Genomic DNA, 13,888 nt, shown 5'->3' with positions numbered 1-13,888 from the left:
TTTCTAAAGATGGAATCGGAAAGGGTGGTTGATATGAAGGAAATTTCCGCAGGAGGCGTAGTGTTTCGCAAAAACGGAAATGAGATTCACGTCCAAATGATTCAGGATCGCTACGGCAAGATCACGCTTCCCAAAGGGAAAATGGAGCCGGGAGAAACGATAGAGCAAACGGCTTTAAGAGAAATTCTGGAGGAAACGGGCATTGTCGGAGCGATTGTGGAGCCCATAGAGACGATCACCTATCAATTCACGATGGCTGGCGTAGGCATGGTCGATAAAGAGGTGCATTATTTTTTGGTCGAGGCGACGGGAGGCTCTCTCCAGGCGCAAGTGGAGGAGATTCGCGGAGTCGAATGGCTTCACCCTCTGGAGGCTTGGCATCAGCAGACGCACTCCGGATACGGCAACAACGATACGGTATTGAAAAAAGCATTGAATTCCCTTGGATATGAGGTGAACTAGAATGTCAGACCAATCGAACTTGATCGCAAAGCTGCCTTCGTACATTGACCATACGCTGCTTAAAGCCGACGCCACCTCGCAAATGGTGCGCAAGCTGTGCGAGGAAGCTGTGCAGTATGGCTTTTACAGCGTTTGCGTTAACGGCGTTTGGGTACCGCTGTGCAAACAATCCCTTGCCGGGAGCGGCGTTCGTATCAGCGTCGTCTGCGGGTTCCCCTTGGGTGCCAACGATAGCGGAGTAAAAGCCTATGAGGCGGCGAAAGCAGCCGAAGCGGGCGCTTCCGAGATAGATATGGTATTGCAGATCGGCCAGCTTCTGGAAGGCAATTTCGATGCGGTAATGGAAGATATCCGAGCCGTTGTAAACGCCGTTGAGGGTCAAGCCATTGTCAAAGTAATATTTGAAACGGGATTCCTTAACGAGGAACAGAAGAAAACAGCATGCCGCTTATCGGAAGAGGCTGGAGCACATTATGTGAAAACCTCCACTGGCTTCGGCCCGGGCGGAGCGGTTGTCGATGACATTCGACTGATGCGTGCCAACGTATCGTCATCCATCGGAGTGAAAGCTTCCGGCGGTGTCAGAGATTTGCAAACGGCTTTGAACATGATTGAGGCGGGAGCGACGAGACTCGGCACAAGCTCGGGAGTTGCTATAATGCAAGGAGTTTCCGGCTCATCGACATATTAACCATTTAGCGGACGTAAGTGAATGTGGGAGGAAAAACGTGGCTTCGTTATTTTTGAGCAAGAAAAGAAAGAAACGGCTGGAAGCAGGGCATCCCTGGGTATTCAAAACGGAAACGGACCGAATCGAAGGGGATCCCGTGCCCGGCCAATTGATTGATGTACATACGCATCTTGGCCAGTATGCCGCTACCGGATACTGGAATCCGGAATCGCAAATTGTAGTGCGTGTCGTTTCCTACGAACCTCTGGAAGCGATGGATCATCACTTTTTTGCAGAGCGGTTCCGCCGCTGTCTGGAGCACCGGGAGCGATTCCTGCCCGGCGCCCGTTCTTACCGGCTCGTATATGGCGAAGCGGATTTCCTGCCGGGGTTGATCGTCGACCGGTTTGAGGACGTTCTCGTCGTACAGCTTCTTACTTTGGGCATGGATCGTGCGCGCGAGGCGATCGTATCGGCATTAGCGGAAGTAATCTGTCCTGCCGGCATCTATGAGCGAAGCGACGTTTCCGTTCGCCAGCTGGAGGGTCTCGAGCAGCGTACGGGACTGCTGTATGGGGAATGTCCGCAGCATGTCCGGATTACCGAGAACGGATTGCTGCTCGATATCGATATTATGCAGGGGCAAAAGACAGGGTATTTCTTCGATCAGCGGGAAAATCGCGCTGCTATTGCTCCTCTGATGCTCGGATGGGGCAAACAAAGCGGAATCGAGCTGAAAGACGTCGTGCAGGAGGACGGGACGAACGTCCAAGCGCCGGTTAACGCCAACGGGAAGACGGTTTCCTTTCCTTTCTGGGACGGTGCGACAGTGCTCGAATGCTTCTCCCATACCGGCAGCTTTACGCTGAACGCGTGCAAATACGGCGCCAAGAAGGTAACCTGCCTCGACATTTCGGAGCATGCGATTGAAAGCGCCAGAACGAATGTGAAGCTGAACGGCTTCGAGGACCGGGTAGAATTCGTAGTCGCCGACGCGTTCGAATACTTGCGTGAGCAGGTGAAGGGGCTCGAGCAGCGTAAGGAAAGAGCACATGCGGACAAGAAGAAGGTCGATACCTCTCAACCCTTGTCATCCAAAAGCAAAACGTGGGACGTCGTCATTCTCGACCCTCCGGCGTTTGCCAAAACGCGCAGCGCTGTCGAAGGCGCTTGCAGAGGGTACAAGGACATCAACCTTCACGGGATGAAGCTGGTCAACGAGGGCGGCTATCTAGTAACCGCCAGCTGTTCATATCATATGAAGCCTGAACTATTTCTAGAAACGATTCACGCTGCGGCGGCCGATGCGAATAAAATACTGCGTTTGATCGAGTTCAGAGCGGCAGGGAAAGATCACCCGCGGATTTTAGGGGTAGATGAAGGAAACTATCTGAAATTTGCTATTTTTGAAGTGCGGAGCAAATAGAACGATGTAGCCGTTGTTTTTGGTTCTATACCAAAGACAGCGGCTTTATTTTTTGAGCGGTGCCAATGGTTCCGACAAGAAAAGGCTGCAGCCGGGCTTGAATTTTCGCGGCACCGCTTTTATAATGTGAAATGGGAATGATAATTATTCTCAAGAATAATTTACGGTAACAAGTCCATTGATATAAGAAAAGGTGGCTATTATATATGACGGATTTCATGAAATTATCTATGTCCTTGGGAGAGGCAATTGCAGGCCGGCGCAGCATCGGCAGGGTGAAGCAGGATCCGGTGGACAAACAGCAGATCGAAGCGCTGCTGGATGCCGCCAATTGGGCGCCGAGCCATCATGCAACCGAGCCGTGGCGATTTTTCGTAATGACAGGCGGCGGCAGACAAAAGCTGGCGGATGCATATGCCGATATTGCGGCGGAAGGCGCAGCGGGTTCGGCAGTGGAAGAGCTCGAGACGATACGCAGCAAAGCGGCGGGCAAGGCGTTTCGCGCTCCGGTCGTAATCGCTGTGGCGGTATCGCCATCCGACGCTCCATCCGTGAACCGGATGGAGGAATTCGCGGCCGCTCACAGCGCAGTGCAAAATATGCTGCTGGCGGCGCACGGTTTGGGTTTGGGCACGATCTGGCGCTCCGGAGAACCGATGTATCACCCGCGGATGAAGCAAGCCTTCGGACTCGCTCCGTCCGATGAATTGGTAGGCCTGGTCTATGTTGGCTACCCTGACATGCAGCTGCTTCCCGGCAAGAGAAGACCCGTATCCGAGAAGACGGTCTGGATATCCGAGTAATAAATGCTCCCTGTTGCAAGGCATTATTGCCCTTAGCGATAGGGAGTTTTTTGATGGCTCGAAATTTTAGTCAATTTACTTGACTAAATACGAAACGGAGTTATAATCATATATAGTCAATTAACTTGACTATATTATGAGGTGGAGGGCTGAATATGAAAGCTGAAACTAATATGGAAACGGTACGTTCTTTTATTCAGGCATTCTGGAACGAAGGCAATCTCGCGTGTACGGATCAGTATATAACCGAAGATTATGAGGATCATGCTTACGTCCCTAATAACGTAATTGGACTCAAGGAGACGGCTCGCGTCCTGCATACTGCATTTCCGGATCAGTGCTCTGCCGTAGAAAGCATTGTGGCGCAAGGTGACCGCGTTGTCGTAAGACTTGCAATGACAGGAACCCATTTGGGCTTGTTTAGAGGGACAGAAGCTACCGGCAACCGTGTGGATGTTAAGGTATATCGCGAATATCGGCTTGTTAACGGTAAAATCGCTGAGCATTGGGCGCTTTTCGACACGGTCTCCTTGCTGCGCCAAATCGGAGCGGAGCTTCACCAGCAGCCAGCCTGCCGAATTAAATAGCTTATGAAATGCTTAAGGTCGCTCTTTCATCGGGCGGCCTTAGTTATTTTCAGGAATCGTGGTAAAATGGATGGATGAGTTTGCTGGATCGAATTCTAGGAGGGGACAGAGCATTGGCGCACGAGGCACCGGGATACGAGCTTACGATTCTTTTTGCAACTGCATTTCGCTTGGCGGTAGACGAATTGCATGATGAATTGGCCAAGGCAGGATTTGACGACGTTCGTCCGTCTCACGGATTTATTTTTCAAAAGCTATCCCATGGAGGCGCAACGGGTAACGAAATAGCGGATCATCTTGGAATTACCAAACAGGCTGCCAGTTTGACAATAGATTATTTGGAAGAGCGGGGTTATGTCAGCAGGGAGCCGCATCCATCCGACCGCAGGGGGAAGCTCGTCGTATTAACGGAGCGTGGCTGGCGATGTATCCGAACTACGGAAGCTGTATTTTCCTCGATAGAGCGACGTTGGGAACAGATGGTTGGAGAAGAAGCCATACGATCGCTCCGCCACGATATGCGGGAATTGGTTCACAGCTTTCCCAATGCCAAGCCTGGAGCGTTTCGTCCTGTCTGGTAGCGGACATGGTTCGACGTCCCTCCTGCAGTCTGGTTTCAAAAATTGATAAAATGCGAAATTATTCGGATTGAATTCAGGGGGCTAAGCGCTTACTATAAGGTAATATTAACAAAAGACCGATCGCTGACTTAGTTTCATATCATCATGTTTCGAGAAGTCAGCGACATTACCGCTTGTTGGAGGAACCTAATGAAAATACAATTTGCTTTTCATCCCAATGAAACAAGCTCAGAATTTATTCCCGTGACACTGAATACTTCGTACAGCAGCGCCAGAGGCTATGGCTTCTCCCAGTCGGTGCATCCCTCTAGGAACGAGGATTTACGCGATTCGTGGCCTGGGGATTATTTTCTTCAGCCGGTGCCGACGTTCAGAGTGGACGTGCCTTTCGGCAATTATTCCGTTACCTTAACATTGGGGCACCCGGATGCTCCATCCGCGACGACGGTCAAAGCCGGTCTCGGGCGGTTGATGCTGGACAATATTCATACCGCTCCAGGACAGTTCGTCCGGGAAACCTTTGCCGTGAGAGCCGAGGACGGACAGCTGAAGCTGGCGTTTTCCGGCGCTGCGCCGAGCGTTTACGCCATAGAAATCGAACGGGCGGGAGAGATGCCTACGTTATTTTTGGCAGGAGATTCTACGGTAACCGACCAGCCCTCAGGCCAGTATCCTTATGCGGGATGGGGCCAAATGTTCCCGAAGTTTCTGACGGCGGACATTGCGGTATCCAACCATGCGCGCTCGGGCAGAAGCTCCAAAAGCTTTATTACCGAAAACCGGCTGAATCATATTTGGAATCAGATAGCTCCTTCGGATTTCTTACTCATTCAGTTCGCTCATAACGATGAAAAGGACAACGAAGGCGGGACGGACGCTTTCACTACGTACCAGCACTATCTGAAGCAGTATATTGACGGTGCACGGCAGAGAGGCGCTTATCCGGTGCTTGTATCGCCGATGCACAGACGCTTTTTTGATGCGCGGCATTGCATTGAGAATACCCACGGCGATTATATCGAAGCAATGCGGCAGCTGGCTGAACGCGAGGAGGTTCCTTTTCTGGATTTGGCAGGCAAAAGCAAGCGGCTGTTCGAGGAGCGGGGCGAAGAGGCGACCAAACGTATTTTTATGTGGGCGGAGCCGAACGAATATGCCAATTTTCCGGATGGGGCGCAGGATAACACGCACTTTACGGAATACGGAGGGGTTGAAATTGCACGGCTTGTGACGGAATGTATCCGCGAGGCCGGAGTGGAGCCTCTCCAACATTATTTGCGGTCTAACTAAAAAACGGATCTTACGAAACCGGAGCTGTCGAAGAACAGGTGCCGGTTTTTTTCGTGCGATTCAATAAGCTTAGAGCGCGCACCAACGTACCATCATGGCTTCGTTTCGAGGTAATAGAACATATGTTCTCTGTGTGGTATAATATGAACCAAAACATCCCTTAGCCCAAAAAGAGTGTTTTTTGGTAGAATAATAGAATTAGAGTGAAATGTTACTTTCTTATGGCTACCTATATCCAAGTGACTATTGTACATAGATGAGGAGGAAGCTCCATGGCATTCCGTTTTGTGTTGGGAAGAGCGGGCAGCGGAAAAAGCGAATACTGCCTGAGCAGTATTAAAGAGAAGCTGCTCGAAGCGCCAAGCGGACGTCCGCTTATTCTTCTGGTTCCCGAGCAGGCGACCTTTCAGGCTGAATATGCGTTGGCTTCGACTCCGGAGCTGGGCGGAACGCTGCGGGCTCAGGTGCTCAGCTTTCGAAGACTCGCCTGGCGGGTCATGCAGGAGGTCGGAGGGACTGCGAGACTGCCGATTGACGATACGGGGAAAAAACTGCTGCTGCACAAACTATTACATAAGCAACGCGACCGTCTAAAGCTATTTTCCGCCAGTGCGGATCAGATGGGCTTCATAGAGAAAATAAGCGATTTATTCAAGGAATTCAAACGGTATTGCATTACATCGGAAGGGTTGGAATCATTCTACAGAAGCTCGCCCGTTCACGATCAATCGTCTTCAATTAAGGATAAGCTGCATGATCTTCAGCTGCTGTACGGGGAATTCGAGCAGGAGCTGTCACGCACTTATTTGGACGGGGAAGATTTCCTGACGCTGCTTGCCGCCCAGCTGCCCAAGTCCGATTATGTTCGCGGCGCCGAATGCTGGATTGACGGCTTCCACGGGTTTACTCCGCAGGAGCTTGCGGTTGTTGAGAGCATGGTTGCTTCGTGCCGGGAAGTTACGATGACTTTGAATCTTGACCGTGAATATAGGCTTGGGGATATGCCTCACGAATTGGATTTGTTCCATCCGACGGCAAGAACTATGCTTCAGCTGCAGGAACGGCTCGACAAGCTGCATATTCCGGTTAGGGAAACGATTCTGCTGCAATGCGATCCCCCCGTAAGGTTTAAGGACAGCCCGATGCTGACGCATCTGGAAAAGGAGATGGATCAGCGGCTGAAGAAGCCATATCGTTCCGCTGGCAGCGCATCGAAAGAGAGGGACGGGGTCAAGCTGACGGCTGCGGTAAGCCGGAGAGCGGAAGTGGAAGGGACCGCGCGGGAGGTTTTGCGGCTCGTTCGAGAGAACAATCTCAGGTTCCGGGATATCACGGTGACGGTGCGAAATGCGGAAGCCTACGGCGAGCTGCTGTCGGCTACGTTCACCGATTTCGGCATCCCGCATTTTTTCGATCAAAAGCGGTCCGTCATGCACCATCCCGTAGTGGAGCTTATCCGTTCTTCGCTTGAGGTCATAGAGCGTTACTGGAAATACGATGCGGTGTTCCGCTGTGTGAAAACAGAGTTTTTCATCCCTCTGGAGCAGAAAGCAGACGGGATCCGTCTGGACAGGCATGCTATGGATCAGCTGGAGAATTATGTGCTTGCCTTTGGCATTCAAGGCTCGAAATGGTTCGATGGAAAGCCTTGGACCTACTCCTTGCGTTCGAGCTTGGAGCAGCCGGATGCAGCGGCCAGCGAGACGGAAGCGGCTTTTATACATAAAATGAACGTTTGCCGCAATAGTGTGGCACAACCGCTGTTCAAGCTTCAGGAATCGATGAGACGGGCCAAATCCGTCATGGATAAAGTAAAAGCATTATACGAGCTGCTAGTTGAGCTGCGCGTTCCGGACAGGCTCGAGAGCTGGAGCCAGCGGGCGATAAATGAAGGCAAGCCGGAAAAGGCGAGAGAACATGCGCAAGTATGGGATCGGGTTATCGATATGTTCGATCAATTGGTCGAGCTGATGGGAGACGAAGAGGTAACCACGGAGATGTTCGCAGGTCTTCTGGAAACCGGAATGGAGAGCATCAAGCTTGGATTAGTGCCCCCGTCGCTGGATCAGGTACTGATTGGAAGCATGGACCGTACCCGGTCCGGCAATGTAAAGCATGTGTTTGTGCTCGGAGTGAATGAAGGCGTGCTCCCTGCGAAGATGAAAGAGGACGGCGTGTTAAGCGAGCCGGAGCGGGAAACACTGACGGGCCTTGGATTGTCCATGGCTGAAGGGAGCCGGAGGAAGCTGCTGGACGAGCAGTTTTTGATTTACTGCGCATTTTGTACGCCTTCGGAATGCTTGTGGCTTAGTTATCCTCTCGCGGACGAGGAAGGGAAGTCATTGCTGCCATCCGATGTGATCCGGCATATGAAGCGCATGTTCCCAGAGATCAAGGAACGGCTCATGATGGCGGAGCCTTCAGCGGACATGTCCGCCACGGAGCAGCTTGGCTATATTGCGCGCCCCGAGAAAGCCATGTCGTACCTCGTAGTTCAGCTAAAGGGCTGGATGAAGGGAGAGACGATATCGTCCGTATGGTGGGACGTATACAATTGGTTTGTTCGTCAGCCCGGCTGGAGCGAGCGACTCAAGCAAATGCTGCAGGCGCTGACATTTACGAATGAAGCCATGCCTTTGACGCCGGATACAAGCCGGCAGCTGTATGGAGAGCATGTTCTGACGAGCGTCTCCAGAATGGAGCGGTTTGTAGCGTGTCCATTCTCCCAATTCGCATCACACGGCTTGCGGCTGCAGGAACGGCGTATTTTCCGCCTGCAGGCTCCCGATATCGGGCAGCTGTTTCACGCTGCGCTCAGCATGTTCGCCGAGCGGATAACCGAGGAAGGAGGCGACTGGGCGAATCTGACCGCCGATGATTATTTGGTCAAGGCGGGAAATGTTGTCGATTTGCTGGCGCCTAGACTGCAAAGCGAAATTTTGTTCAGCTCTCAGCGCTACTCGTACATTGCCCGCAAGCTGAAGCAGGTCATCGGGCGCTCGGCGCAAATGCTCGGAGAGCATGCCAAGCTAGGGCAGTTCGTGCCGGTGGGGCTCGAGATCGGTTTTGGGGCGGATCAGCCGATTCCTCCGCTTTCTTATATGCTTGAGAACGGCATCCGGATGGACGTCAGAGGGCGGATCGACCGAGTCGATCGTGCGGATACGGAGCAGGGGACGCTGCTGCGGGTCATCGATTACAAGTCAAGCCCGACGGCCCTGCAGCTGTCGGAGGTGTACTATGGCTTGTCGCTGCAGATGCTCACGTATCTGGATGTCATATTGACCCACGCCAACGAATGGTTAGGGACGGAGGCCAAGCCTGCAGGTGTCCTTTATTTCCATGTGCATAATCCATTGCTTCAGACGCAGAACCGGATTTCTGAGCAAAAAGCGGAGGAGGAGCTTCGCAAACGGTACAAAATGAGAGGCTTGATCCGTGCCGATGCGGAAACGGCCCGAATGATGGATACGACGCTTGTGAAATCGAGCGGTCATTCCCAGCTGATTCCTGCGGCCTTGAAGAACGACGGGAGCTTCTACAAATCGTCGTCCGTCGCGGACGACGCTCAGTGGGACGTGCTTCGAAGCTATGTGCGCAGGACGATTAAAGGCATAGGAACGGCAATGACAAGCGGCGATGTCGCAATCAAACCGTACCGTATGGGTACGGAAGCCGCATGTACTTTCTGCTCGTTCAAGCCGGTCTGTCAGTTCGATACGCAGTTTGAAGCCAACGAGCACAAGGTGCTGACGCCGGTCGGCAAGGAGCGGGCGTTGGAGATGATGAAGGAACGGGTTGAAGCGCTGCCTGCTCCCCAAGTGATTCCGTTTCGCCCTGCCAGATCGGCGGTCCAAGCGGGCAGAAAGCTGGAGCGAGCTGCTATTGAACAGAAAGAGGATACTACGGCAGAGCAGCTGACGCTGTTCGATGAGCCGGACGGGAAATCGGGAGGTGAACCGGATGATCAACAAAATACCTAAGCCTGAGAATGCCTCGTGGACGGACGATCAATGGGATGCGATTACGATTCATGGCCACGACATGCTGGTCGCTGCGGCAGCAGGCTCGGGAAAAACGGCCGTCCTGGTGGAACGGATTATTCGGCGAATATCCGACGAGCAGGAGCCGGTGGATGTCGACAGGCTGCTCGTCGCTACGTTTACGAATGCCGCTGCAGCGGAAATGAGACACCGGATTAGTGAAGCGCTGGAAAAAGCATTGGAGCTTCATCCCGGGTCAGACCATATCCGCAGACAGCTTGCATTGATCGGCAGAGCGTCTATTACGACGCTGCACTCCTTTTGTCTGGAAGTGATCCAAACGCACTATCAGACCATTGCTTTGGATCCGGGGTTCCGTATCGCCAACGAAACGGAGAGCGAGCTTATGCGCCAGGACCTGATCGAGGAGCTGTTCGAGGAACAGTATGGCGCTGCCGAGGAAGGCGGAGATTTTTGGCGGCTGGTGGACGGTTTCAGCGGGGAAAAGAGCGACGATGTGCTGTACCGGCTGGTGCAGCGGCTCTACGACGAATCCCGAAGCCATCCGCGTCCGGCCGCATGGCTGCGTGAAATGGCCGCCATGTTCGACAGGAGCCCGGATGATCCGAACCCTTGGCTGCCCAGCTTGCTGGCATCCGTTCAGCTGGAGCTGGAAGGCATTGCCTCCATTCTGAGGGAAGCCGTACGAGTGGCCGAGCAGCCTGGAGGCCCTGCCCCTTACCTTCAAAACCTGCAGGATGATATCGAAGCCGTGAACTATCTGCAGCAGGTGGCAGGCTATTCGTGGGAGCACCTATACGAGTCGTTTCAAGGAGCTTCCTTCGGAAAGCTGAAGCCGTGCAAGGGAGATCAATACGATAAAGAGCTGCAGGAGCAGGTGAAGGAGCTGAGAAGCCGTGCGAAGGATCAGCTGTCCGACCTGACGGAGGAGCTGTTTGCTCGCACACCCCAGCAGTACGACGAAGAGCTGCGGCAAATGGCTCCGGTAATGAAGACGCTGGTGGAGCTTGTCATTGAATTCGGCCGAAGATACCAGGAAGCGAAGAAGGCCAAAGGCCTTGTCGATTTTGGCGATTTGGAGCACTATTGCCTGCAAATATTATCCACGGTGGATGAAGACGGCGATGCCATGATGCCGTCGCAGGCTGCGCTCGGCTACAGAGAGCGATTCGTTGAAGTACTGCTTGACGAATATCAGGATACAAACCGCGTTCAAGAGTCTATCGTAGCTCTGATCTCAAGGGAGGCGCCGGGCAACCGGTTTATGGTCGGTGACGTCAAGCAGAGCATTTACCGGTTCCGGTTAGCTGAACCCGGCTTGTTTCTTGGTAAATACAAGAGCTATCAGACCGAAGGTACAGAGCCTGGACAACGAATCGACCTCGCCCGTAATTTCCGGAGCCGGTTGTCGGTAGTCCATGGGGTTAACTATATTTTCAAACAGCTGATGGGCGAAACAGTGGGGGAGATTTCTTATGACGACCGTGCCGAGCTGAAGTACGGTGCCGCTTATTATCCTGAATGGGACGTTCAGAGTAACGGTACGGAAGCGGCCGAGCTGATTTTAATTGACCGAACGGAGCAGGATACGCCGTATAGTCCGGAGGATGCCGACAAGGAAGGCGCAGCGCAAGATGCGCCGGGCGAAGAGGGCGAATCCGCGGACAAGCTCGACCCGGCTGCAGAAGCGCGCGAGCTGGAGACGGCGCAGCTGGAGGCGAGAGCTATTGCTGCACAAATCCATCAGCTGCTCGGAGCGGGGGGCACAGGCGCATTCCAAGTGTTCGATAAATCAACAGGCGGCAAAAGAGACATTACGTTCCGGGACATGGTTATTCTGCTCAGAGCTACTCAGCAGTGGTCCCCGGTGTTCATCGAAGAGCTGAAGCAGCAAGGAATTCCGGCATATGCCGAGCTGAACAGCGGTTACTTCTCTGCAACGGAAGTCGAGATGCTGTTATCGCTGCTCAAAATTATCGACAATCCGTATCAAGATATTCCGCTCGCCGCCGTCCTGCGCTCACCGCTCGTTCAGTTGACGACCGAGCAGCTGGCGCAAATCCGGATTACAGGCAAGCATGGTGCTTTTTATGACGCCGTACGGGCTTACATAGGTACGCACAGAAACGAACAGGAGCATGAAAAGACGACGCTGGCAAGCGATGATTATGAGCCGGCGGAAGCGGAAACGGAAACGGAAACAGTCGAGATCCAGGAAGCCTGGAAGGAAGTCGCTGCAGGAATTGATGATGTTGTCGGAGTGAGCCGGGTTTCTGAAGGAAACGTTCTTGAATCGGCCCTCGATGAGGACTTACTGCAAAAGCTGCAGCTGTTTATGCGCAGACTCCGCTCCTGGAGGGAAGCTGCCCAGCAAGGCACATTATCCGAACTGATTTGGAATATATACAGCGAAACCGGAATTTACGATTTTGTCGGAGGCTTGCCCGGAGGGCAGCAGCGCCAAGCTAATTTGCGCGCATTGTATGACCGGGCGAGACAATATGAGGCGACGTCATTCCGCGGGCTGTTCCGTTTTCTCCGGTTTGTCGAGCGGATGAAAGACAGCGGTGGCGACTTGGGGACTGCGCGCGCGCTAGGTGAGCAGGAAGACGTTGTTCGCATCATGTCGATACATAAAAGTAAAGGACTGGAATTTCCGGTCGTGTTCGTCGCAGGGATGGCGAAGCGGTTCAATCAGCGTGATTTGACCGATGCGTTTATGGTTCATAAAGATTTGGGTTTCGGTCCGAAGCTGATGGATGCGGATGCGAGAATCAGCTATCCTACGCTGCCGTGGCTTGCGATCCGCCGCAAAATGCGGATGGAAATGCTGGCCGAGGAAATGCGTGTGCTCTATGTTGCATTGACCAGAGCACGGGAGAAGCTGTATCTGCTTGCTACGGTGAAAGGATCGGACAAGCTGCTCCAGAGCTGGTCGCGTTTAGCGGAGCATGAGGATATGCTGATGCCGGACGATACGGTTGCCAAGGCGCGGTCTTACTTGGACTGGCTTGGACCTGCTTTGATACGGCATCCGGATGGTCATGCGCTGCGTGAAGATGCCGCTGCTGCATACCGGAGGCCGGAATGGCTGCTCGATGAGCCTTCCCGATGGGAGATCCGCTGGGTTCGTCCTGAGGCGTTCACCGCGATGGCCGAGGCGGCCGCCGTCTACGAGGTTTCGGCAGAGAGGATGCAGTCGGTACTCAGGCTGGAGACTGTCGATGGCGAAACGGGGGAGGGAGGACCGTTCGAATCCTCCGTATGGAACAAGCTGTCATGGACGTATTCGAATGAGCAGGCGTCCACACTGCTTTCCAAAACGTCGGTCACTGAGCTGAAACGGATGTCGGAGCACCATAAGCTGCTGGAGCTTGTGTCTGACGAGCCTTTGGAGCCGGTTCTGTTGGAAACGCAGGAGCGGAAAAAAGGATTTCGCCCGGCCATCGTCCGCCGTCCGAGATTCATGGAGCAGACGAAGCTGAGCGCTCCGGAACGCGGAACCGTATTTCACTCGGTGATGCAGCATATGCCGGTCCATTTCGAGCCAACTGTTCATGAGGTGAAAGAAACTTTGGCGAATATGGTCCGTAAGGAATTGTTGACGGATGCACAAAGCGAAGTAGTCGATGCCGAAGTCATCGTATCCTTTTTCCGGAGCCCGCTGGGACAAAGATTGCTGAAGTCTGCGGCAGTTCACCGTGAAGTGCCTTTCAGCTATGGGCTTCCCGCAAGGGAAGTTTACGGGAATACGGATCCGGCCGTTTCGGAGGAGACGATCCTGCTGCAAGGGGTTATCGACTGCCTGTTCGAAGAGCAGGACGGGCTGGTGCTGCTGGATTATAAGACCGACCAGCTGAAGGGCGGAGGAACGGCTGCACTGCAAGCCGTGAGGGAAAGGTATCAGCTGCAGCTCGATTTGTATGCTCAGGCGGTTTCTAGAATATGGAAAGAACCGGTATTGGCTAAATACATTTTTTTATTTGACGGTGCTCATATATTGGAGCTGTAGCCGGAAAGGCATTTTCAAAAGAATAAATGAAATTTTGAGAGATGAGCTTGATA

The 13,888-nt window shown here is 53.2% G+C and carries 9 protein-coding genes; all 9 read left to right on the top strand.

The genetic code is table 11. The features are described 5' to 3' along the window. The first annotated feature begins 33 nt into the window (after positions 1 to 33). Positions 34 to 462 carry an NUDIX hydrolase gene (locus tag ACFQ88_RS14675; RefSeq protein WP_239627092.1) on the top strand — a complete coding sequence of 143 codons (429 nt, stop codon included), beginning with the start codon at positions 34 to 36 and terminating at the stop codon, positions 460 to 462. 1 nt (position 463) lies between these two features. Then, positions 464 to 1,153, top strand: coding sequence for a deoxyribose-phosphate aldolase (gene deoC / locus ACFQ88_RS14670; RefSeq protein ID WP_379454590.1), 690 nt, complete (start codon positions 464 to 466; stop codon positions 1,151 to 1,153). A gap of 37 nt (positions 1,154 to 1,190) precedes the next feature. Continuing rightward, a complete protein-coding gene (locus ACFQ88_RS14665; RefSeq protein WP_379454589.1) occupies positions 1,191 to 2,558 on the top strand; it encodes a class I SAM-dependent rRNA methyltransferase in 1,368 nt (455 codons plus the stop codon). Positions 2,559 to 2,776: 218 nt separating this feature from the next. Beyond that, a complete protein-coding gene (locus tag ACFQ88_RS14660; protein ID WP_379454907.1) occupies positions 2,777 to 3,361 on the top strand; it encodes a nitroreductase family protein in 585 nt (194 codons plus the stop codon). 155 nt (positions 3,362 to 3,516) lie between these two features. Next, positions 3,517 to 3,948 carry an ester cyclase gene (locus ACFQ88_RS14655; RefSeq protein ID WP_379454588.1) on the top strand — a complete coding sequence of 144 codons (432 nt, stop codon included), beginning with the start codon at positions 3,517 to 3,519 and terminating at the stop codon, positions 3,946 to 3,948. A 113-nt stretch (positions 3,949 to 4,061) separates the two neighbouring features. Continuing rightward, on the top strand, positions 4,062 to 4,529 hold the full coding sequence (locus ACFQ88_RS14650; RefSeq protein WP_239627081.1) for a MarR family winged helix-turn-helix transcriptional regulator: 468 nt from the start codon (positions 4,062 to 4,064) through the stop codon (positions 4,527 to 4,529). Positions 4,530 to 4,718: 189 nt separating this feature from the next. After that, complete coding sequence (locus ACFQ88_RS14645) at positions 4,719 to 5,819, top strand: rhamnogalacturonan acetylesterase (protein WP_239627078.1); 1,101 nt, start codon at positions 4,719 to 4,721, stop codon at positions 5,817 to 5,819. Positions 5,820 to 6,091: 272 nt separating this feature from the next. Further along, positions 6,092 to 9,802 carry a helicase-exonuclease AddAB subunit AddB gene (gene addB, locus ACFQ88_RS14640; protein WP_239627076.1) on the top strand — a complete coding sequence of 1,237 codons (3,711 nt, stop codon included), beginning with the start codon at positions 6,092 to 6,094 and terminating at the stop codon, positions 9,800 to 9,802. Further along, positions 9,783 to 13,835 carry a UvrD-helicase domain-containing protein gene (locus ACFQ88_RS14635; protein ID WP_379454587.1) on the top strand — a complete coding sequence of 1,351 codons (4,053 nt, stop codon included), beginning with the start codon at positions 9,783 to 9,785 and terminating at the stop codon, positions 13,833 to 13,835. Before addB ends, ACFQ88_RS14635 begins: the two co-directional genes overlap by 20 nt. The last annotated feature ends 53 nt before the right edge of the window (positions 13,836 to 13,888 follow it).

The sequence above is a fragment of the Paenibacillus sp. NPDC056579 genome (assembly GCF_042793215.1).
Lineage (GTDB): Bacteria > Bacillota > Bacilli > Paenibacillales > NBRC-103111 > Paenibacillus_S.
The sequence above is the reverse complement of the archived record's forward strand: the minus strand, read 5'-3'. Positions and strand labels throughout refer to the sequence as shown.